This window comes from Butyricimonas hominis, assembly GCF_014287455.1.
Taxonomy (GTDB): Bacteria; Bacteroidota; Bacteroidia; order Bacteroidales; family Marinifilaceae; genus Butyricimonas; species Butyricimonas muris.
In genome coordinates this window covers 232,863-252,939 of the sequence record NZ_JACOOH010000004.1, presented here as the reverse complement: position 1 = coordinate 252,939, position 20,077 = coordinate 232,863, and the positions used below count along the sequence as shown (strand labels likewise).

Genomic DNA, 20,077 nt, shown 5'->3' with positions numbered 1-20,077 from the left:
GAAAATTGAAAATGAATTTTGCACCCTTTGCATGGATCCGATACATCGGATGCAAATTTTTTAATATTGAACCTGTAACTTGTTACTCGCTCCTGCCGAGTAACAAACTCTCCAACGTGATCTCCGGGAGTGCGGGACCCGGATCGAGTTTACGGGAGGTGATGTCCGAGTGGTGCAGGATGTGGTAGATGGGGTACGCGGAGATTAGCAGGCGACATACTTGGCGCAGGGTTTCAACTTGTGCGTCGGTGTATTTGTGCCAGTACGTGAGTTTGTCGTTCGCGTAGTCCGCGTAGACCTCGGAAGGCATTACTTCCACCCCACATTCGGCGAAAAAACGTTCGCCTTTTCTTTGCAGTTTTCCGAGGTTGTCGAGTTCAATGCCGATAGAGAAATGATTGAATTCGGCACGTCCCCGGTAGTAGCTGCGCCCGGCGTGCCATGCCTCCACGTTGAAGGGCACGAGTTGGATGAGCTCCCCGTCACGGGCGATCACGAGGTGGGCGGATGCTCCCACGTCGGGGCGGCAAAGATAAAGTGCTGATGATAGGGCGTTTCTGCCTGCCGTGTAGTGTAAGACGATGGTGTCCGGGTCTTTCAGCAATCTGGTATTTTTCGAGCAAGTCAAGTGAACTGCATGGCAGTCTACAAGACGATGGTTTAGTATGTCCACGGTAGAAATTTAGAATTTAAAATGAATTATTCTGTGATTGTCGATTCAATGATTTTGTGATTGCAAGGGAACGTTGTTGGTGTAACCTCAATCGTAAATCATAAATTAAAACCGGCGTCGTTTCCGGGTGATGGTTTGTAAAATTTTTTCTCCGCCGCGTCCGATGACATAACCGCCAAGACCGATTTCGAGCAAGTCCCAGAAACGGGAGGTGTCAGCGAGGATAGGCAGGCTGACGAATGTGCCCGTGAGGATGATGGTCGCGAATGTCAGCATCACCAAGGGGCGCCACGAGCGTTGCAACCAATTGCCCCGGGCTTCTTCCCGGAGTACCGAACTTTGTTCTTCTGCCAGTTTTTCGACGTGTGTCCGGAGTTTTTCAGTCAGTTCCGCTTCCAGTTGTCTTTTTTCTCTCGCGGGGAGAGTCAGGCGGTCTACTGTTTCGCCAATTGCGTTGATAAGTGTTGTTAAAGGTTTCATCATATCTTTGTTTTTTTGTCGGGACAAAGATATAGCCATGATTTTCCTTTCCCGTTACGGGCGATATGTGGATGTTGGGGGATATGGACAGTGTAGATTATCATACTAAAGGCATCGAATTCGATGCCCTTAAAATTTATTCCACTAACAGTCTTTCGATATCTTTCAACCGGTAGTAGGATTTTTTGCCTACTTTCCGGGTGGGGATGTTGTATTTTTTGACGTGTTTGTAGAGGGTGTTGGGTTGGATGTTCAGTATTTTGCACACTTCCGTCGAGTCCACCCATTCGGAGTGTAGCCGGGCGGGGATTTTCTCGATGGTGAGGATGAGTTTGGCGATTTTGGCAGTCAGGAGCGATACTGCTTTGACGAGAGCGACGATGGCTTCGATTAAATTGATGTTTTTCATGATATTTATTTTTTTGTTATTATAAAAATAGTCCGTTGCCACTAGTGAAGGTTCACGGGCGGTACGTGGATTTTGGTATTTTTCGGAAGGGGATGTGTGGGGTGAAGGACAAAAAAGTCCGCCATTCCCGGGGGAGGGCGGACATGAAAGGGGTGGAACATCGGGTGTTATTGTCGGTTGCAATCTTTTTGTTCGATATGGTCGAGGTATATTCGTTTTATTTTGTCCAGAAAGGTGGTTGGGTTCGGTCGACTTTTGACGTGACTCATGAGGGTGTCGTAGTCTTTGTTTGGGGGGAGGTTCCATGCGCGGCAGAAGTAGTGGATGAAGTCTTTCTTTCGCCATTCTTCACGCGTGCATCCGGCGATGCCCGTGTCGAAGAGGAATGATAGCATCTCGGCAGCTTCCGATTCGGTGACGTTTAGGCATAGCGGCGAGGGAGGGACGGGAGGCAGCCCGTTCGTCCACCCGTGTAAACGGAGGTAGGCATCCTGTACCACCCGCAGGTAGTCGTCCGCGCGGAAGCGGGTGGGAGTGTCCAGTTGTTCCGGGGGCAGGGGAACACCGTCTTTCGTCACGCGCAGGAAACGGTGGGTGTAATGCCCGTTGCGGAAGGTGATGGTGCCTTTCATGTCGAGCAGGTGTTGCTGTACCATGGAGAGTATCATCTTGTTGTTGGCGGCGGCGAGCACGGTTTGGCAGATGGCGCGGGTTACGATGGCTTCTTTCTTCAGCAATAGCTTGTAGAGTTCTCCCGGCGATGTGGTGCCGTTGAAACGGAGTTCCGCGGGGGTGTTTCCCGATAGTTCGATGTCGGCGGTCGCGAGAGTGGTGATATAGTCGGTGATGTATTCTTCTTCGTTCATGGGTGTTCGTATTTTGTTTTGATATTAATCGTTCAATTTGATGTAGGTGTCCGGGGTGTAAGCGTCGCCCTCGCGTGAAATGAAATAACAGTAGAGATGTGTCGCGATGCCGGGAGTGTTTTCCGTGGTGAAGGTGGCTCGCTCGTCGTCGCGGCACACGGGTAGCGGATTGACGAACCGGATGGTGAACGACCGGTTCTCGTTCAGGTATGCCACCGCGAGGCGGTCGGTGTTCCGCGGCGATTGTTTTCCGGCGTGGTTTTTCCACGTGAGGGTGACCGTGCCGTCGGTGTTGCGGGTGGCAATTATGTTGTCGGCAGTCTTGAGTCCGCTCGCCGGGCAGAGCGTGAGGCGCGAGAAGTCGCTGATTGTGCCGTCGGGCAGGAATACGCCCATGTTGGTTTTCAAGTAGAGCGAGTAGCCGGATGACGCGGCGGCTTTGTCGGCGGCGGTTCGCCATGCGTCCCGTAGCGGGGTTTCCCGCAGGCGTTGGTAGAAGCGCACGCAGGCGGTGAGCCGGTTCCGGTTGGCTTGTTGCTCCGGCGTGTTGGCGTCGCGGTATTCGGTAGGTGCCGTGCGGATGCGGTACTGTTGTTTCACTTTGTAGATGATAAAATTTCCGATTTTTCCCCGTAGGGTTTCTAGTAAACTCGATTCGAATGTTGCCATAGTTCGTGATTTTAAATGAATATTAATCCGTCAGTTAGCGTGGAAATAGGCGGGAGAAAGACCGGAACGCGAGGGGCAACCCCGCTGTATCCCCGGTGTCCGTCCGTGTTCCCCGCGTTGGCGGGTGGTCGTGTCACGTTTGCAACAAGGCGGTGAATCGAAGTTAATCGCTTATCACCCCTTTTTCTCTCCTTTATTTCCCCGGCTTCTGTCCGGTGGTTTTGTCGGGATAAAGGTACGCCGTGCCCCGCGGGGCGCCGTTGCGGGTGATACGTGGATATTGTTTACCTTCGGTAAGTTGCAGGTTGCATTTGCCTTCGGCAAGTTACAGGTTACAAGTTGGAGAGGAAACTGTCCCCACCCCGGGGTAAATACCCGGAATTTCGGGACAGTTTCGTTTTCCGCTTGTAATTTGTCGCGGGTGGTTAATTCACCGTTGACGTGTTTCTTCCCAATTGGATAAGGCGATAGGTTTTTTCTATCGGTTTACCGTTGTACGTGGTGACGGTGAATTCCGTTTCGCGCGGACCGCTCTTGCCAGACGAGTAAACCGGGAAGGGTATTTTATACTCGTGTCCCCAAGAGCTTTCCAATAAATATAAACTTCCGGAGAGTGGTTTTGACCACCAGTCGCAATTTTCTCCGAATTGCACGATAATGGGTTTGATGGGCTCCGGTGTGCCGCTTGCGCTAGCTGCAATACCGCGGATATTGAAGATAATATCGTCGGCAGTCAGACCGCTACCCGCGATAATGATGGTGCTTAGGGTTTCGTCGAACTTTATCTTTCCTTGGTTCACGAGGTCGTTGTTCAGCACTATCTCGTGAGTGGGGCTGAGGATTGTTTTGTCAACGGTTCCGCTTTGGATAATGGTGACTTCTCTGGTTGCGAGTCCACTTCCCCCCGGTATCCATCTTTGCGTCACGACTACTTGGCGCTCGGGTTTCCCTATGTTGTCGGTGATACTGGTGCCGTGGAGGTCTTCTACTTTTTTATTGAAGAGCCACGTGCATCCTTCCGGGATAATGAGGTCTGATGCGCGCATTATTGCAAGGTCAATACCGAACGGGGGCAGGTGGAATACAGGCGACTCGCTTGTGATATTCATGTCCCATATGCTACCTAAGAGGGACTTGTTCATGTGTGCCATGTCGGTATATTCCTTGTACACGAGGTACTCGTTGATAACCTGTTTTTTGTTCGCGGCATCGTACGTGATGATTGACAAGTTTACCGTGAGGGGACGTGTTCTTTCGTCGGCGGTTTTGTCGGTAGCTTGAAGCTGGTAGGTCATGGGGGTGGTGGCGGTGTTCACCACTTTCAGCCAGTTGCAATCGTCCGGCAGCACGATGCCGATGGGCTTGTCGTTGTCCGTTCCGGTGATGGTGGCGAAAGGTGTACCCTCGGCGCAGGAGAGGTTGCCGATGTAAAGGGTTTTGTTGTTGTCGTCTATGAATCCGATTCCGTTGCCCCTTTCTGCCGTGAAGCTAGCACCGGAGTTGAGTCGCGCCGCGATGTCGTCGGTATCGACGGTTTCGCCGTATGCCCAGTCGGCGATGGTGATGTACGCGGTGAGGTTACCCTCGGTGTTGATGATGTTCACCACGTAGCGGGTGTTGGGTTGCATCCCTTTGGTGGTGGCGGTCATCGGGTCGCCGGCGAATTTAGCGGTGAGGGTGAGTTCGGTGGTACCGAGTTTTCCCTTGATAGCCACGGAGGGGTATTCCCCGTCGGCGTCGTTGGCGTTCATCGGCAGGGCGTAGAGGGCGGCGTTGATGACTTCGGCGTTCGTCACGGTTTTCTCCGCGAAGGCAACGGTTTGGTTGGCACCGGCTGCGGCGATGTTACCGAACAGGGTAGCGTTCTTCGCGCCCGTGAGGGTGACGTCGGTGACGGTGAAGCCCGTGGCTACCGGGTTGCTGATGTCGATACGTGCCACGCGGCGGGTGAGTTCGACGCTGATGCCCTCGGCGAGCTTGGCGGCGTCATACTCGTTGCTGGTCTTGAGCGTTCCGTCCGTGTTGTATGTCGACCATGGTGCCGTGGATTGCATCACGAGCGGGGTGGCGAGGTTCGCGGCGGATGCGGCGAGGTCTGCCTCGAGGACGTTCCATGCCTTCACGGCGCTGAACGCGGTGGCGCCGCCACTCGTGCTCCGGTCGCTGCCTACGGTGATGTCCGTGTTTGCAACCACGGTGCGGGTTTCGCCGTCATTTGCCACGAGGATAAAGGCTCGTTTGCGGTCGGCATTTTTCACCACGCCGAACGATGCCTTGTAGCCGTCGCCGTCGGGAGTGAGCACGATGTCGTTCGTGTTGCCTTGTGCCACGTAACGGTACACGCGTTCGAGGGTGTAGTTGTCGACTCCCGTTACCGCTGCCGACGTGTTTTGGGCGTCGAGGTCGACGAAGCAATAGATGTCGAGTTTGTCAATTTTTACCTCGCCGGGAAGGGTGACGTTACTTGCCGCGCGGGCGATGCTTTTGCCGTTTACCCCGGCGATGTTCATCTGCACGGCGGTTTCGCCGTCTTTCAAGATTAAGTCTTGATTGTCTTCTTGTGACGCGATTTCGTCACTACATGCTGTCGCACTCAACGCGAGCGCTACTACAGCCAATCGAAAAAATTGTTTGATATTCATAGTTATTTGTTTTAAATTGCCTTCGGCAAGTTGCAGGTTACAGGTTACAGGTTTGCAAGTTGCAAGTTGTTGCTCTGCTTGTTGCCGGGAGGCGTTGTTAATTTTCAATTTTCAATTATTCTGTTATTTTGGTTTGTGTTTGTTTCATGTAATATGTCTTCGTTTTACCTCCCTGCATGTGGACGGTGAACGAGCCGATGCGGTCGGGGATTTTTTGGTCGATGGCGGGTGGGAGGTATGCTTGGGGAAACACGATGATTTGGTCATCACTCGTGTATGTTACGCGTACCCAGTCGTCGTTCGAGGTGACGAAGGCGGGGATGCCGTTCGTCCCGACGACGGAGAGGCAGGTATTGTTATCCTCGATGTCTAGGTTGTCGAGGTATGAGTTTAAAGCATGTTCCAGTCTTTTTTTTAGTGCCTCGTTATCGGGATTCGCGAGATATTGGAGATATATGTTATAATATTCTGAATGGTAATTCCCGTGATTTATGTAGATGGTGTCGCCCTCGAGGCGTAGTTCTTTCTCGGGGAGCAGGCGTAGTTGCAATGCGTGCCCGGTGGCGAGGAGGGCGTCGTTGGGCATGGCGTCCTGTATGACGGTCCAGCGATTGGTGATGACGGGGCTTGCCGGGTCGCCGTTCTTGCGGGTGCGGACACGGAGGTATGCCGTGCGTTCTTCCCCGTTGTTGTCAGAATTGGTGGTGTACATGAGGTAAGGGACGTTTAAGCCGTTATTATTGATGTCTATCCACGGGTAGTCCTCCTCCGGGTAGGTTTGGGGAAATGCGAATGATATATTGTTGTCCGGTAGAAATTCGAGGTTAATGTAAGGCAGGGGCGGCAGATGGATTACGCGGTTCGCGTTGTCCACGCTTGCGAGGGCGGCAAACGGTTGTATATTGATGATAAATGCTGCGGCGGCGTGAGTCGGGTTGTAGTATTCTTGGTAGACGGTGTATTCCGTGTATTTGTTGTAGCCGCCGGCATCCCGTGTGACGATGGTGATGACTGCCTCGCGGGGACGTTTTAGGTAGTTTGTTTGGGGTCTGCCTATAGCCCGCGATGCGGGGGCTATATCGTCAGGGGCGTACAGCCCGAGCAGGCAGGTGTAGGTGTTGTCGGCATCGGTTTGCTTGTCGGCGATGTATATCCACGTGCAGTCGTCGGGGATGATGATGCCGACGGGGTTCGCGTCACCCGCGGCGCCCCGGATTTCGAGGAATCCGCCGCCGGAGGTGAACAAATCCGTGGTGGCGTAGGTGATGCGGTTGCCGTCGATGGTGGTAGAGTCCCCGTGGGGTATCTGCCCCGCGTAGAGGGTGGAGGTTGTGGCGAGGTGATGCTCGCTGTTGAGCGTGCCGGCGATGTCGGGGGTGTCGATGGTGCCGCCGTCGTTCCACGGGGCGACGGTGATGTTAAGGTGCAGGTTGCTGCCGTCGTTGCGCACGGCAATAGTGTAGCGGGTATTGGGGAGTATTTTAGTTGTGATGCCGAGAGTGACGGGGTTGCCCGCGTAGGTGCCGGAGAGGGTAATCTCGGCGTTGTCACTATCGCCGGATACCGGGTAGAGATATATGGCGGCGGGTATTGCGGCGGCGTTAGAAAGTGTTATTTCCGGGTAGTCTTGTTGCATATAACCGCTGAAATCATCGATGAACAGGGGTACGGACGGGTTGCCTGCGGCTTTTATGCCCGTGACGGTGAACCCGGTGGTGACGGGGTTGCTGATGTCGATGCGTGCCACGCGGCGTATCATGCGGGCGGAGATGCCTTTGGCAAGGTCTTCTTGCGTGAAGACGGGGTCGTCGATGTATTCACCCGCCCCGGTGATGACGGTGCGGGTAACCCGTGCGCTCATGAGGAGCGGGCAGGCTAGGTTCGTGTTGCCGGGGAGAGTTGCCGAGGTTTCGTTGAGGGCGGCGGCGTAGGTGGTTGCCGAAGTGCGGTCGGCACCGCTGACGGGGACGGCGGTGTAGGTGACACTACCCGCGGCGATTTGATTGGCTTTGAGCAGGAAGGTGCGCCGGCGGGTGTCGTCCTTGGGGACGCCGATGGCGGCACGGTAGCCGTCGGCGTCGGCGACGAGGGTGATGTCGTTGGCGTCGCCGCCGCTGGCGTAGGTGTACTTGCGTTCGAGGGTGTAGTCATCGAGCGTGGCGGCGTCGGTGCCGCTCGCGGTGAGGTTGACGAAGCAGAGGACGGTGAGTTGTTTGATCACATTCTCGCCAGCCGACGCGATGTTGTCGATATCGGCACGGGAGATGTCCGTGGCGGCGTTTGCCGCTGTGCTGCCCCCGGAGGAAAGTCCCGGCAGGGCGATTTCCACGAGCCGTTCGTTGGCGGCAAGGTGCGGCGTGTCGGGTTGGTCAACGGTTTCGTCGGAGCAGGCTATTAGCGCGAGCGCTAATAGCAATTGAAAATTGAAAATTGAAAGTTGAAAATGAGGGGTTCGCCAAAGGGTTCGCCTGCGGCGAGTTGCAAGTTGCAGGTTGCATTTGCCTTCGGCACGTTGCAGGTTGCGGGGGGCGGCGGGTATGGTAGGGTGTTGTTTCATGGTTTGCTTATTAATTTAGTTTGATGATTTTAGATTGAATGACTTCTCGAAGCGGAAGGCTATTTCTGCTCTCCCTCTGTTTAGAGTCGCCTGCGGCGAGTTGCAGGTTGCTTCCCTCGCGTTAGTGACTGTAATCCAGCTCTCCCTCTGTTTATAGAGGGAGTACGGCGAAGCCGGGAGGGAGTTTTTGTATATCGTGATAAGAACTCCTCCGGCACTCCGTGCCACCTCCTCTATAAACAGAGGAGGAGCTGGAATAGTTTTTGGCTTCGGGAATCTTCTCATTTTCAATTTTCAACTTTCAATTGTTATATCGTTCCCCCGCCGGCGCCTTGCGTGATGCGGATGGTTTTGCGGGCGATATTGCCGCCGGCATCCCGGTAAAGAATGTTGATGTCGGCAGAGCGTTCCGCCCCTCCTGTGTTGGTGTCCACACGGATGCGACGGACGTATTTTCCGTCGTGTGCCGGGTAGTATTGCATCGTTTCATATAGGGGTACTTCCAGCCAGAGCCAGTCTTGTTCCGGGGGGACGGTGGCGATGAAGCCTTTCTCGTCCTTGCCGACAAGCAGCAGGGCATCGGCGTATGAGGGATTGGTTGTGCCGGAGTTGTAGTTGTCCGGGATCATGACGGCATCGTCGGTCACGGTAATGCCGCTGAGCGTGGTGCTGTTCACCGTTACTCCGGTCGTGAGGAGGGCGGGATCGAAGTTCCCGGCGGATTGGGTAATCGTGTAGTCCTCGGTGATGATTCCGGAGGTGGCATCGTCCCATACCCGTATGGTCAGCGTGACGGAGCGGGGGGAGGAACTTTGGAAGTTATCGTCGGCGTTGAGGTTTACCCTGAGATTTTCTCGTTGGGGGTGGAGCCAAGATTGGTCTTTCAGTATTCCGGCTACCGGGTCTCCGGTATAGTAAAGATATCCTTTCTGGAAGGGCGGGAGGGTAATCGTCCGGGTGCTTTGGTCGAAGGTGCATCCCGCGGGTACCGCGAAGGTTCCCCGGGCGAGTTGCGTGCTTAGCGTGAATACATTGGGGAATATCCAATCCTGTACCACCCGGTACTCGTGATGTATGTTTTTCCCGTCGGCGTTAGTGACAAGGGTAAGGGTGGTTTCCCGGGGCGGGGTATAGGGTGGGGTGGCTTTATCGTATGTGCTTGCACCGTATACTTCGCTTTCGCGTTCAGGATCTTCGGCAACCGCGGTGACCGTGACAGCGTAGCTTCCCCCGTTGGTGTTCTCGCTCGCTTTGTCTGTGACAAGCCATTTCACGTCGTCGGGAATGATGATGCCCACGGGACGCGTGTTGCCCGCTGCACCGCTGATGTTAATGCCCGGGAATGGGTTCTCGTATGAGGTAGCATCATACAATATGGTAATCACGTTGTCTTTTTTACTGATATAACTGTCGTATCCCTTTTGCGGGATGGTGATGTTGGCTTCCGGGTTGAGCCTGCCGTAGAGGTCGTCGCTGTCGATGTTGCTGTTGGCGTCCGTCCAGTCGGCAAGGGTGATGTTGGCGGAGACGTTGGTGCCGGAGTTGACGATGTTGATGACGTAGCGGGTGTTGGCATTTATCCATCCTGTTGTCGCGGTCAGTTCGATGTCGACGCCGTGAAAGGTGCCGTTAATGAAAATGAAGAGCGGATTGCTGCTGCTGTAATAGCCGTAGGGAAGATACAGTGCCGCCGGGATGAAAGTGGCGTTGGCTAGAGGGTGCTTGTTGAGATACGTCCTGTCCCCATTCTCCGTAGAGCTCCCGAACAGGAAACAGTTCCTGTAGTCGACGTTGGCGGCGTGGATGCTGTTGATGGTAAATCCTGTCGCGGCGGGGTTACTGATGTCGAAGCGCGCCACTCGCCGGGAGAGGGTAACGGTCAGTCCTTGGGCAAGGTCGTTGGCGGAGAATATATCGTGCTCCTTGAAGTAGCCGCCCGTGAGTTCTTCTTTCCAGAAGGCTATGCCGCTGGCGGGAAGGGGCGGGCGTATGGCGTCTGCCGAGTCGGTGGTGGGGAGGATCAGTTTGTCGGTATTTGTTAACAGATTAGAGTGCGTGTGACTCATCTCGTTGCATCGGTCTACGGTAGCGTTTGTCCGGTCGGCGAGGGTGGTTCCCGTTTGGTATACCGGGACGGCAACTGCCGAGGCGGGGGCATTCCTGGCGTTCGCCTTGATGTAGAAGCGGCGATAGTACGAGTCCTTTTGCACGGGAATGGCGACGGAGTAGCCGTTGCCGTCGGCGGAGAGGAGCATATCGTTGTTATCGCTGCCCGCTTTGTAGCGGTACACCCGCTCGAGGGTGAAATCGAATGTATATAATCGACCGCTTTCCGCTGCCGCGGGGTCGTAGGTACCGCCCTCGGGATTGATGCCGATGAAGCTGTATATGGTGAGTTCCTCGATGGCGTTCTCGGCAGGGGTAGCCGGTGTGTCGTCGCCTGCGCGTCCGACGGGTACGGCGGTGTTGCCCATGCCGTCGAGACGAATGGATACGAGCTGCTCGCCCTCGCGGAGGTCAATGCCGTTGTCGTCGATGATTTTCTCTGAAGTGCAGGCTATTAGCGCGAGCGCGAGAAGCAATTGAAAATTGAAAATTGAAAATTGAAAATGAAACCGCTTGGTTGTTCCTCGCGTTGTGCCTCTCCCCCTGTGTAAGGGGGAGTTGGAGGGGGTAGTTCCCGTTTCTATATTAGGTCTTTTCATCTTTATGTTTTTAAATCTTTTCATTCTAAATTTCTTTTACATTTCTTCTCCGACATCCGTATCTCTTTCGGGTTCGGGGTGCTGTATGACGCAGTAGGTGGTGGTTACCTGTTTGCCGTCGACGAGGGTGATGATGTCGAAGTATGCTTGGCGGTCAGCCCCCGTGGTGTTCAGCTGGAGTAGGAATTGCCGGAAGAAGCCGGGAGGTGTTTTTTCGTTTTGGGAAATCATTCCGTCCGAAGGGATATGCCGGGACGGGTAGAATGAAGTCTCGAGTGTTATCCAGTCCACGTCCGGCAGGTTGATGATTACCGGTTTGCCTCCCGGGGTAAGGATGGAGAATGGCGAGAGGTTGTCCGATAATGTTGAGATTCTTGTTGCCGAGGGGCGTATGCCGCCGCCACTGCTCATGTTCGAGTTTAACGGAGGCACGTGGATGGTGTTGTCCTTGATGTACAACTCGTCGGTTTTGTGCCCGCTTTCGAGGCGTATGGCGGCGGATGATGCCATTCGTGCCTCGTCTTCGGCGGTGACGGGTTGCTGTATGACGGTATAGCGGCGTTCTTCTATGATGGTGTCGGTAGGAGAGCCCATATCGTCGTTGACGACGAGAGCCCGGCGGGTGACAAGTTGTGCTTGCCGTTCTTTGCTGGTGAGGTTGTCGCCGACGGCATAGACGTAAAGCGGGGGGATACCATCCATTAATTCGATATCGGAGGATGAAACGTAGAGCCAGTCTTCGGTGGAGTATGCCGATAATGTTTTCCTGTTACCCTCGGTGGAGGATACACAAATATATTTTCCTGTCGGGATTACGGTGTTGGCGTCGTTGGCGGATGCGAATGGCGGCAGGTAGACGGCGGTGTTGAGCGTCATGTCCGGTTCGGTGATGTCCGTGGTCGTGCCGTTATCGAATACTTTTACCGCGGGAAAATCGGATACCGGGGTGTCGTTATTATTTAAAATATCGAGCACGAGAGTCCATTCGTCGTATTTGTACGAACCGTCGGCGGAGCGGATGATAAAGGTGAGAGCGCAGCTTTCAGGGCATAGCTTTTGCGTACTGACGCTGCCTGTCCCTGCTCTCCCGGATATGCCGCTACCGCTTGCGGGGGTGTCCCCGGGCGTTAAACTCACGCTTTGGAGGATGGGAGGCACTCCTCCTCCGCTATCGTCGCTTTGGACTTCACCAAGGGTGGTTTGCCATGCCCCGGACGGGGTGGTGGTGCTTGTCCCGATTTTAATCTTGTCTGCAAATTCGGGTGGGATGACGATGCCCACGGGGGCGGAGTTGCCGTCGGCTCCCGTGACGGTAAGGAAGGACGATGCGTCCGTACCCGAATATACCCGAATAACGCGGGCGGATTGTTCGATGTCGGCGGCGTATTTGCCCCGATTGACGATGGCTCTGTTCACGAGACCGCCACTAACGGCGGGTGCGAGCGTGTATGCCGTGTTGTACTCGCCGGGGAGCGGGGTGTCGATGTCGCTGCCCTCGTTCCACGGCGCCACCTCGATGGTGGCACTGACGTTGTTCCCGTCGTTGCGCACGCGGAGGAGGTAGTGGGTGTTGGGCTTGAGCGTTGCTTCGACGGTGATGGTTTGTAACGTGCCGTTGAGAGTGCCGGTGATGGTGATTTTGTTTTTCTCCTCGCCGGAATAAGGGTAGAGGTAGAGAGCACCCGCGATGTATTCGGCGTTGCTGATATCGGAAGACGTTCCTATTTGCATACCTCGTTTCTCTAACGTGTAGGGAGGGAAAAACATGATGTTGCTTTTGTAACTTCCGTTGATTTGGGTAATCGTGAATCCCGTGGTGGCGGGGTTGCTGATGTCAAGACGCGCGACGAGGCGGTAGAGGGTGATGGGAAGCCCCTCGGCGAGGTACTCGGCGGAGAAGGGTTCGTCCACCTCTGTATAGCTTCCGTCGTTCATGGCGAGGCGTTTGGGGACGGTGCCGGTGGCGGGGAGGTAGGTATCGATACCTGTGTTTGCGCCTGTCCATGCCGCTATGTCCGCGTACGGGGTGGCGCTTGTCCGGTCGCTGCCGACGGGGATTGCCGTGTATGTCCTTGCCGTATTGTTGTCGTTTGCCACGGCGAGGAAACGGCGGAGGCGGTCGTCCTTGGGAATGCCGATGGCGGCACGGTAGCCGTCGGCATCGGGAACGAGCGTGAAGTCGTTGCCATTACCGCCGGGGGCGTACTTGTACATGCGTTCGAGGGTATAGTCCGCCTTGGCGGTGGCATCGTTGCCGTCCTGCGCGAGGTTGACGAAGCAGTAGATGTCGAGCGTGTTGACAACGGCTTCGGTTTCAATTATTTTATTGTCTGCCCGGGAGAGAATACCCGCCTCGCTTTTGGCTGTCGCCGCTTTACCCATGCCGCCGAGAGTGAGGGTGACCGCCTGCTCGCCGGGGTTCAGGCGGACGGGCAGGGTGGGATCGGTCGTGTCGAACGGCTTTTCGTCGGTGCAAGCTACGGCTATTAGCACGAGAAGCAATTGAAAATTGAAAATTGAAAATTGAAAATGAGGGGTTCGCCAAAGGGTTCGCCTGCGATTCATTCGCCTGTGGCGAGTTACAGGTTGCAGGTTGCATTTGCCTTCGGCAAGTTGCAGGTTGTCGGGGGGCGCGGGTATGGTAGGGTGTGCTTTCATTGTTGTTTATTTATTTTAGTTTCTATATCTTTCATTCTTTTCATTTTCAATTTTCAACTTTCAATTTTCAATTGTTAATTGGCTCCGATGTTTCCTCCCTCTTCCCACCCGGAGGTGTTGGTTTGGAAGATGAGGGTTTGGTCTTTGCCGATTTGTATGGTGAGGTCGAATTCTTGTCGTATGTTGTCGGTGAGCCGTATACCCATTGTCCGGAAATAGGTGCTGAGGTCGACGGGGGTGATGAGTGGCGTGCCGTCACGGGTGAGGTGGACGGTGGGGTGACATTCGTCGGTGAGCCGCAAGGTGGTGAAGTTCGCCTTGACCTTGCCGCCGGCGAAGCCCGCCTGCACGGTGTACGTGCCTTTGCCTGCCTCGTCGTCATGACAGGGAAGGGTATAGTCGCCCCACGGGGAGCCTCCCGTGAAGCGGTAGCCGAGGGGTATGCCCTCGACGCACATGACGGGAGCGCCGTCGCTGCGGGCAATGGCGGGCAGCACCCCGTCCGCCCACTCGACGGTGAGGTTCAGCCGGGCGTGGGCGTGCATCAGCCCCACCCGGAGGCGGGTGACGCCGTGGCGGGGCACGGTGAACGAGGTGTTCCCGTGGTAGAGCCGCCCGACGCAGAGGTGGTGCGGGATGTCGTCGCCGCCGTGGCGGGAGGCGTTGTCCCGCGGTCGGGGATGCAGGTGACTCTCGGGCAGGTGGCTCGTGTCGGGGGTAACGTTCCGGAAGGTGCAACCGTCGGGCAAGGTGTTTGTCCATGTAATGAGGTTGTATTTACCCGGCGGAAGGCGGAACGTTCCCACCCCGGCACGGCATGAGTCACCCGGAAATTCGCCCACCAGCAAGCCGATGGAGTCGTAAACGAATTGCCGGATGCCCGCCGCGGGAAATTCTCCCGAGGTGATGGATTGCCCGTCACTGCAAGTGTAGTCCACCCACACGTTGTAGGGACAGACAGACAGTTCGGGGTCGAGGGTGCAGCTGGTGAGGAAAAAAATTAATTTTAGATTTATGATTGACGATTTAAGATTAAAAAACCGATTGATTTTAGATTTATGATTTAGAGTCGCCTTCGGCGAGTTACAGGTTGCAAGTTGCATTTGCCCGCGGCAAGTTGCAGGTTGTTTTACCGGTGTTGGGGACGGTATTCCAGCTCCTCCTCTGTTTATAGAGGAGGTGGCAGCGGAGCTGACGGAGGAGTTTGTTGAGGCGGTAGTGCCACAACTCCCTCCCCCTTCCGGGGTGCTCCCTCTATAAACAGAGGGAGAGCTGGAATACTCTTTCGTCTTCGGTAAACTTTTCATCTCTATTATTCTAAATCTTTCTCATTTTCAACTTTCAACTTTCAATTTTCAATTGTTAATTGTTTTCTCCCACTCCACCACGAACTCCGTGCGTCGCAGGCGGGGGAATATATCTTTGAGCATATCGCGGTAAGGGTCGCCGTTGCGGAGGCGGATGAGGCGTGCTTCCCTGCCGTCGAAGATGTTGCATTCGCGGATGATTTGGAGTACTTCTTCCTTGTAGGGTTTGTCGGATTCGCGCAGAAGCCGGACTGTACCCTCCCAGTCTTCGGCGACGGAGTAGGCACGGAATAAGGTTTGGTCTATCGCGGGGTATGCCCGGCAGAGGTGCTTGAGCACGTTTGCCACCCGCAGGGCGGCGAGGTGCGCGTTGTGGTCGTATTTTCCCTCGGGGGAAGCGTAACCCGTGAGCGTGACGGAACGGATGGTGACAGTGGTATCCGCCAACAAAGGACGCAGTACGCTGTCGATGCGGGACAATTCCTGTCGATTGTCGCCGAAATCGGGCAGGAGGGGTGTCCTCCCGACGGGATAGGCGAGATACATGATTCCCCGGCAAGAATGGTCGGCTAGTGCGTCGAGGGAATCGAGTAATCTTTCTTTCAGCACGACGAATTGCCGGATGGTTTCGCGAGCTTGCCGCAGGCTGTCGGATAGTGCCGCGTGGTCATCGCGCAACACGGTGTACTCGTCGGTGAGCGACACGTCGGGTATGACTGTCTGTACGCCTAGAATTTCGTCGGCGAGACATTCGCTGGTAAGGTAGCGAATGCCGAGAGCTGCATCGCGCATCCACGGGCTATAGGGTACTGTGACGGTATATTGCAGGGTGATGTCATGTCCCCGACGGAAGCGTAGTTCCCGGTAAATTTTGTCGGGAAGCCGAGTGAGTGCTGTTTCCCGGGCGTCGAGCTTTGCCCTGCGCTTGCCGGCGATGATGACGGCGGGAAGGGGATTTTCCTTGCCCTTGCTCGCGAGCAGGGGTATAATGGTGACGGATGCTTTCCTCGACAATTGAAGACTGCGGGTAGTTACCGACAGTTGTACCGTGACGCTGTCGTCGGCGAGCGATACCCGTTCGAGAGTCACGCTTACCCGCGGGTGGAAGAATGCGGTGTCCGGCACGGTGGTGTTCGCGGTGGCGGTTTCGGTAACGTTCGCGAGGAATAAGAATAATATAATATAAGGTATTATTTTCATTTTCTCGTGTTTAGTTGATAAAAAACATGAGTGTCACGGCGGCTTTCGTGGGACCGAAGTAGTCGCGTTTGTAGCGAGCTTTGATATCGGCACAACCGGAACATTGGTACTTGTCGTATCGCAGCCGAATGTAGCCCAGTCCGAATGCCGCCTCCACGCCCCACCGTTTGCCGACAACCCAATGGTAACCGTAAGTGACACCCGCCCCGAAGAGAGGTCCCCGGTAGTGATAGTTTTTCAAGCTCTTGATAAAGGATACGCCCCCGATATCGAACCGTCCGACGAGAGCATGTACCCCGGCGAAGTGTCCCTCGAAAGTGCGGCAGAACCAATAGCGTAGTTCGGGTTGGAACAGGTAATGGCGCAGGGAGGTGTTGCCCTTGAAATCTACAAGGTTGTAGGCTCCCCAAAGATCCACGGTCAGGCGGGGATGGACGGCGAACTCGATACCGAAGTTTGGCGTCGCGGTGGCGGCATGCAGGAGATTGGTTTTTATCGCCACGTGGCGTTGTGCCTGTGTCGTGGTGACGGTTAGTAATAACAGTAAGCCGATACCTACCCATGTCGTGATATGATGGGACGCGTGTTTTTTCATAGTTCGAGGGTTTTAAGAAAAGGATAGAGAAAGTTAGCAATAACTGATCTGGGATAGTACACCCCAAAAATGGTGAATAACTCGTAGTCGTTTGACAGTTCGCGGGTTCTCTTCCTGTATAGCATTTCGACGACGCGCTCGACATACTCGTCAATAGCGGGGCAGGAGTACAAGGGTTGCAGCGTGTGAGTGATATCGTTGCAGAGAGGGAGTAGCGAACGGAAATACAATTCGCAATAGAAATTATTGAGGTCGGCGAATTGTATTTCCAAGGTTTGTCCCGGATTGAATATTTCCACTTCCCATGCCGTGTTTGCCGGGATGAAAACAAGTTTACCTTTCCCCGCCCGACAACGGTCGAATCCGGGTATAGAAACTATACCGTCTCCGTCCAGAATAATAATCACAAGATTTTTATCTGAAGCCTTTTTTTCTATCCGACAGCTTTTAGGATAAATGTTTGCTGTTAAACACAATCCTCCTGTTCTGTCTTGATATTCAATGTTGCGATCCTCACTTGCACGCATCTTTTCAAGATTGTTTCACGTATTATTAAACGTTCGTTTAATAATATAAAAAAGAGTGTACTAAAATACCATATTATAGCTATACAGGTAATATATGATTTTATATATTTAATGTAATATTATTGAGTTGATATATAATTGATATCAAGAATGTTAGATGTCAAACTCACGCAAAGGTTTGCGTTTTTTTGAATTTATTTAGTCCATTAACAAAAAAAACAATACCTTTGTATCATAAATTCAACGATTTTTGATATATTTTTAATCTCGTTTTTGGTACTCTATGTTTTTGTAAATCTTTACTTTAGGGGAGAGTAAGTTGTCGTTTTCCTATGCCTTTTATTATGCGAGAAGTATTTTGGACGCTGTAAACGAGTGTTTTGTAAAAATCGCCAGTGTGGAGTACGATTTTAATGTAAAAATCGCCATTTGGAAAAAATACCTATCTTTTATGATTATGGAATACAATTATGGAAACGATAAAACGAATACTTGAAGATCGGATTGTAGAATGGATAACGCCCGGTAAGGCTATATTGATTTTTGGCGCTCGACGTGTGGGTAAGACGATTCTCATGCGTAAGTTGGTAGACAATTATCCCGGACGAGCGATGATGCTGAACGGGGAGGATTTTGACACATTGGCTCTGTTGGAAAATCGTACCATAGCGAACTATCGTCATTTGCTGGAAGGAGTAGAATTGCTTGCTATTGATGAGGCACAGAACATTCCTTATATCGGCAATATACTAAAACTGATCGTGGATGAAGTCGATGGTATCCGTGTGTTGGCAAGTGCGTCATCATCATTTGACTTGCTTAATAAGACCGGGGAGCCATTGGTCGGTCGGGGTACACAGTTTTTGCTTACGCCTTTTTCCCAGCGTGAAATAGCGCAGACGGAAACGGCACTGGATACTCGCCGGAATCTGGAGGCACGCTTGATCTACGGTTCGTATCCGGAGGTAGTGATGGCTGGTAGTTTTGAATGCAAGACAGATTACCTGCGTGATATCGTCAGTGCTTATCTGTTGAAGGATATTCTAACTATTGACGGCTTGAAGAATTCTAATAAAATGAGAGAGTTGCTCCGGCTCGTTGCCTTTCAATTGGGTGCGAAGTTTCTTATGAAGAACTGGGAAAACAACTTGGCATGAGCAAGACTACAGTAGAGAAGTATCTCGATCTGCTGGAAAAAGTGTTTGTCGTGTATCGCTTGGGAGCCTATTCCCGCAATTTGCGCAAGGAAGTGACTAAAGCCGGGAAATGGTACTTTTATGACAATGGTATTCGGAATGCTATTATCGGGAATTTTTCGCCTTTGGCTATCCGGCAGGATGCCGGTGCGCTTTGGGAAAATTACTTGATAGGAGAACGACGAAAGAGGAGTTTGAATGACGGAACAGGGAAAGAGTTCTATTTTTGGCGCACTTATGACAAGCAAGAGATAGATTTAATAGAAGTGCACGCCGAGCAACTTACCGCCTTGGAGATCAAGTGGGGAAACAAAATGCCTCCTGTGCCGAAAGCCTTCGGGGAAGCATACCCTCACGCGGAGTATCACGTGGTGAACAGGGATAATTATTTGGAATTCGTGTAAGCGGTTAAATAATTTGTCTTTTCCAGAGTTTATGCAAAAAATCGGTTGCCGGTAAAATTTCTACACCGTTCATGACGCGTGGGGTGCGATCGAGTGACACGACGATTAGGCGCGCCTCGGGATGTTCCTCGCTAAAAGCTTTTAATCCTTTCAAGTGGCGGGATTGTACTTCTTCCGTGGATTTGATTTCAATAGCAATTTTGGCATCTCCCAGTATCGCGTCCACCTCGTAGCCGGATGTCGTGCGCCAATAAGATAGGGTATTGGTATTGTCAGTGTACCCGAGGTAAGCGATGAGTTCTTGAATGATGAGATGTTCAAAAGCATGCCCGAAATCGACGGAGCCGGGAGCTAGTTCATGACGTTTTGTTAGATAATTGACAATCCCCACGTCGAAATAATAGAATTTTGGAGATTGTATTAATCGTCTTTTGATGGCTTTCGCGTATGCCGGAATCATATATCCCAACATGGTTTCGGATAGAATGGAGAAATATTCTTTTATCGTGGGTGCGCTAACACCTGCATCGGTGGCAATGTTGTTATAATTGACAATTTCCCCGTTTGTAAGAGCTGCAATTTCAAGGAAACGGCTGAATGAATTCAAGTTTCTTGTTAGTGCTTCCGCTCGTATCTCTTCTTGTAAATAGTCGCCAATGTATGCTTGTAGGCGTTTATGCGGGTTTTCTATTAAATAATGTCTGGGAAGCATACCGTTGTTGACAGCGCGTATCAGATTGAAGTCGGGGAGTTCCTCGCTAACAAAGGGGTAGAGTACGTTTCGCACGGCACGTCCCCCTAGTAGATTTGCTCCGCTTCGTTTTAGTTTTCGTGCACTTGACCCGCATAATATGAAACGAATGCCCCGATTGGTGATAAGCCAATGCACTTCATCCAATAGTTCCGGAACTTTCTGTACTTCATCTATAATGACTAAGTCCGATTCTCCGGATAACATAAGTTCCTCCCGTAAAAGTGACGGACGACGGTGTAAACGTTCGAATTCATCTGCTTTTAGCAGGTCGTAATATTTTGCTTCGGGAAATAAACTATTTAGCAATGTACTTTTCCCCGTTTGTCGTGCTCCCCATAGGAAAATGCTTTCTGTTTTAGCATCGTCTAGTTTTAAGTATCTTGTTATCATTGTATAGTGCTTTAGAAAATCATGAAAATCTAAAGTATAACTTTA

23 protein-coding genes and 2 pseudogenes are annotated in these 20,077 nt (G+C 52.8%); 9 read left to right on the top strand and 16 right to left on the bottom strand.

Annotated elements, in window-relative coordinates:
* Positions 1-82: 82 nt before the first annotated feature.
* The 5 genes from H8S64_RS10115 to H8S64_RS10095 all read right to left on the bottom strand — a co-directional run bounded on the left by H8S64_RS10115 (position 83) and on the right by H8S64_RS10095 (position 3,097).
* The gene (locus H8S64_RS10115; protein WP_186975985.1) at positions 83-673 is read right to left on the bottom strand and encodes an N-acetylmuramoyl-L-alanine amidase; all 591 of its coding nucleotides are present in this window, start codon (positions 671-673) and stop codon (positions 83-85) included.
* Between the two features lie 105 nt (positions 674-778).
* Positions 779-1,156, bottom strand: coding sequence for a 3TM-type holin (locus H8S64_RS10110; RefSeq protein WP_366482613.1), 378 nt, complete (start codon positions 1,154-1,156; stop codon positions 779-781).
* Between the two features lie 133 nt (positions 1,157-1,289).
* Complete coding sequence (locus tag H8S64_RS10105; RefSeq protein WP_176555007.1) at positions 1,290-1,562, bottom strand: helix-turn-helix domain-containing protein; 273 nt, start codon at positions 1,560-1,562, stop codon at positions 1,290-1,292.
* Positions 1,563-1,729: 167 nt separating this feature from the next.
* Positions 1,730-2,230 (bottom strand): hypothetical protein, encoded by a 501-nt coding sequence (locus tag H8S64_RS10100; RefSeq protein WP_222621173.1) that lies wholly within the window; start codon positions 2,228-2,230, stop codon positions 1,730-1,732.
* Positions 2,231-2,452: 222 nt separating this feature from the next.
* Complete coding sequence (locus H8S64_RS10095; protein WP_186975983.1) at positions 2,453-3,097, bottom strand: DUF6266 family protein; 645 nt, start codon at positions 3,095-3,097, stop codon at positions 2,453-2,455.
* Between the two features lie 15 nt (positions 3,098-3,112).
* Between H8S64_RS10095 and H8S64_RS10090 the strand changes: the two genes are divergently transcribed.
* On the top strand, positions 3,113-3,253 hold the full coding sequence (locus tag H8S64_RS10090; protein ID WP_186975982.1) for a hypothetical protein: 141 nt from the start codon (positions 3,113-3,115) through the stop codon (positions 3,251-3,253).
* Between the two features lie 269 nt (positions 3,254-3,522).
* Here H8S64_RS10090 and H8S64_RS10085 read toward each other — a convergent pair whose 3' ends face one another.
* Positions 3,523-5,739 (bottom strand): hypothetical protein, encoded by a 2,217-nt coding sequence (locus tag H8S64_RS10085; protein ID WP_186975981.1) that lies wholly within the window; start codon positions 5,737-5,739, stop codon positions 3,523-3,525.
* A gap of 115 nt (positions 5,740-5,854) precedes the next feature.
* Complete coding sequence (locus tag H8S64_RS10080) at positions 5,855-6,985, bottom strand: hypothetical protein (protein ID WP_186975980.1); 1,131 nt, start codon at positions 6,983-6,985, stop codon at positions 5,855-5,857.
* On the opposite strand from H8S64_RS10080, the gene H8S64_RS10075 reads away from it, so the two are divergent.
* Both H8S64_RS10075 and H8S64_RS10070 read left to right on the top strand, forming a co-directional pair.
* Positions 6,872-7,618 carry a hypothetical protein gene (locus H8S64_RS10075; RefSeq protein WP_186975979.1) on the top strand — a complete coding sequence of 249 codons (747 nt, stop codon included), beginning with the start codon at positions 6,872-6,874 and terminating at the stop codon, positions 7,616-7,618. The two genes, H8S64_RS10080 and H8S64_RS10075, sit on opposite strands and share 114 nt — an antisense overlap.
* A 325-nt stretch (positions 7,619-7,943) precedes the next feature.
* Positions 7,944-8,159, top strand: coding sequence for a hypothetical protein (locus H8S64_RS10070; protein ID WP_186975978.1), 216 nt, complete (start codon positions 7,944-7,946; stop codon positions 8,157-8,159).
* Between the two features lie 152 nt (positions 8,160-8,311).
* Here H8S64_RS10070 and H8S64_RS10065 read toward each other — a convergent pair whose 3' ends face one another.
* Both H8S64_RS10065 and H8S64_RS10060 read right to left on the bottom strand, forming a co-directional pair.
* Entirely contained in the window at positions 8,312-8,581 is a 270-nt protein-coding gene (locus H8S64_RS10065; RefSeq protein ID WP_186975977.1) for a hypothetical protein, read from the bottom strand.
* Between the two features lie 23 nt (positions 8,582-8,604).
* Positions 8,605-9,681, bottom strand: coding sequence for a BACON domain-containing carbohydrate-binding protein (locus tag H8S64_RS10060; RefSeq protein WP_186975976.1), 1,077 nt, complete (start codon positions 9,679-9,681; stop codon positions 8,605-8,607).
* 672 nt (positions 9,682-10,353) lie between these two features.
* On the opposite strand from H8S64_RS10060, the gene H8S64_RS10055 reads away from it, so the two are divergent.
* On the top strand, positions 10,354-10,617 hold the full coding sequence (locus H8S64_RS10055) for a hypothetical protein (protein ID WP_186975975.1): 264 nt from the start codon (positions 10,354-10,356) through the stop codon (positions 10,615-10,617).
* Between the two features lie 420 nt (positions 10,618-11,037).
* Here H8S64_RS10055 and H8S64_RS10050 read toward each other — a convergent pair whose 3' ends face one another.
* On the bottom strand, positions 11,038-12,513 hold the full coding sequence (locus H8S64_RS10050) for a hypothetical protein (RefSeq protein ID WP_186975974.1): 1,476 nt from the start codon (positions 12,511-12,513) through the stop codon (positions 11,038-11,040).
* Between the two features lie 475 nt (positions 12,514-12,988).
* On the opposite strand from H8S64_RS10050, the gene H8S64_RS10045 reads away from it, so the two are divergent.
* Positions 12,989-13,153, top strand: coding sequence for a hypothetical protein (locus H8S64_RS10045; protein WP_186975973.1), 165 nt, complete (start codon positions 12,989-12,991; stop codon positions 13,151-13,153).
* Positions 13,154-13,285: 132 nt separating this feature from the next.
* Positions 13,286-13,507 carry a hypothetical protein gene (locus H8S64_RS10040; protein ID WP_186975972.1) on the top strand — a complete coding sequence of 74 codons (222 nt, stop codon included), beginning with the start codon at positions 13,286-13,288 and terminating at the stop codon, positions 13,505-13,507.
* 226 nt (positions 13,508-13,733) lie between these two features.
* Here the strand turns inward: H8S64_RS10040 and H8S64_RS22780 are convergent, their stop codons facing one another.
* From H8S64_RS22780 to H8S64_RS22905, 3 genes and pseudogenes are all read right to left on the bottom strand, one after another.
* Complete coding sequence (locus H8S64_RS22780) at positions 13,734-14,762, bottom strand: FimB/Mfa2 family fimbrial subunit (protein ID WP_186975971.1); 1,029 nt, start codon at positions 14,760-14,762, stop codon at positions 13,734-13,736.
* 252 nt (positions 14,763-15,014) lie between these two features.
* Entirely contained in the window at positions 15,015-15,647 is a 633-nt protein-coding gene (locus H8S64_RS22545; protein WP_255469501.1) for a hypothetical protein, read from the bottom strand.
* 261 nt (positions 15,648-15,908) lie between these two features.
* Positions 15,909-15,980 (bottom strand): annotated as a pseudogene (locus H8S64_RS22905) (hypothetical protein); the annotation flags it as partial.
* Here H8S64_RS22905 and H8S64_RS22900 point away from each other — a divergent pair.
* Positions 15,981-16,136, top strand: coding sequence for a hypothetical protein (locus tag H8S64_RS22900; protein ID WP_237962011.1), 156 nt, complete (start codon positions 15,981-15,983; stop codon positions 16,134-16,136).
* A gap of 40 nt (positions 16,137-16,176) precedes the next feature.
* Here H8S64_RS22900 and H8S64_RS10025 read toward each other — a convergent pair whose 3' ends face one another.
* Both H8S64_RS10025 and H8S64_RS10020 read right to left on the bottom strand, forming a co-directional pair.
* Positions 16,177-16,761, bottom strand: a complete 585-nt coding sequence (locus tag H8S64_RS10025) for a DUF3575 domain-containing protein (RefSeq protein WP_186975969.1) — start codon at positions 16,759-16,761, stop codon at positions 16,177-16,179.
* Positions 16,758-17,288: a hypothetical protein gene (locus H8S64_RS10020; RefSeq protein WP_186975968.1), complete on the bottom strand. Its 531-nt coding sequence runs from the start codon at positions 17,286-17,288 to the stop codon at positions 16,758-16,760. The genes H8S64_RS10025 and H8S64_RS10020 overlap by 4 nt, the downstream gene beginning before the upstream one ends.
* Positions 17,289-17,758: 470 nt before the next feature.
* Between H8S64_RS10020 and H8S64_RS10015 the strand changes: the two are divergent.
* Positions 17,759-18,543, top strand: a pseudogene (locus H8S64_RS10015) (ATP-binding protein); the annotation flags it as partial.
* Complete coding sequence (locus tag H8S64_RS22975; protein ID WP_494545990.1) at positions 18,538-18,888, top strand: DUF4143 domain-containing protein; 351 nt, start codon at positions 18,538-18,540, stop codon at positions 18,886-18,888. The pseudogene H8S64_RS10015 and the gene H8S64_RS22975, both read left to right, overlap by 6 nt.
* Positions 18,889-18,892: 4 nt before the next feature.
* On the opposite strand, the gene H8S64_RS10010 is transcribed toward H8S64_RS22975, so the two are convergent.
* Complete coding sequence (locus H8S64_RS10010; protein ID WP_186975967.1) at positions 18,893-20,032, bottom strand: ATP-binding protein; 1,140 nt, start codon at positions 20,030-20,032, stop codon at positions 18,893-18,895.
* Between the last annotated feature and the right edge of the window lie 45 nt (positions 20,033-20,077).

What these genes read in the sequence shown, in the direction of transcription:
- H8S64_RS10095 (WP_186975983.1), bottom strand. Translation starts at nt 3,097, where the DNA reads ATGGCAACATTCGAATCGAGTTTACTAGAAACCCTACGGGGAAAAATC.
- H8S64_RS10110 (WP_366482613.1), bottom strand. Translation starts at nt 1,156, where the DNA reads ATGATGAAACCTTTAACAACACTTATCAACGCAATTGGCGAAACAGTA.
- H8S64_RS10085 (WP_186975981.1), bottom strand. Translation starts at nt 5,739, where the DNA reads ATGAATATCAAACAATTTTTTCGATTGGCTGTAGTAGCGCTCGCGTTG.
- H8S64_RS10020 (WP_186975968.1), bottom strand. Translation starts at nt 17,288, where the DNA reads ATGCGTGCAAGTGAGGATCGCAACATTGAATATCAAGACAGAACAGGA.
- H8S64_RS10040 (WP_186975972.1), top strand. Translation starts at nt 13,286, where the DNA reads ATGTCGAGCGTGTTGACAACGGCTTCGGTTTCAATTATTTTATTGTCT.
- H8S64_RS10010 (WP_186975967.1), bottom strand. Translation starts at nt 20,032, where the DNA reads ATGATAACAAGATACTTAAAACTAGACGATGCTAAAACAGAAAGCATT.
- H8S64_RS10090 (WP_186975982.1), top strand. Translation starts at nt 3,113, where the DNA reads ATGAATATTAATCCGTCAGTTAGCGTGGAAATAGGCGGGAGAAAGACC.
- H8S64_RS10105 (WP_176555007.1), bottom strand. Translation starts at nt 1,562, where the DNA reads ATGAAAAACATCAATTTAATCGAAGCCATCGTCGCTCTCGTCAAAGCA.
- H8S64_RS10025 (WP_186975969.1), bottom strand. Translation starts at nt 16,761, where the DNA reads ATGAAAAAACACGCGTCCCATCATATCACGACATGGGTAGGTATCGGC.
- H8S64_RS10100 (WP_222621173.1), bottom strand. Translation starts at nt 2,230, where the DNA reads ATGATACTCTCCATGGTACAGCAACACCTGCTCGACATGAAAGGCACC.
- H8S64_RS22780 (WP_186975971.1), bottom strand. Translation starts at nt 14,762, where the DNA reads ATGCAACTTGCAACCTGTAACTCGCCGAAGGCGACTCTAAATCATAAA.
- H8S64_RS10065 (WP_186975977.1), bottom strand. Translation starts at nt 8,581, where the DNA reads ATGAGAAGATTCCCGAAGCCAAAAACTATTCCAGCTCCTCCTCTGTTT.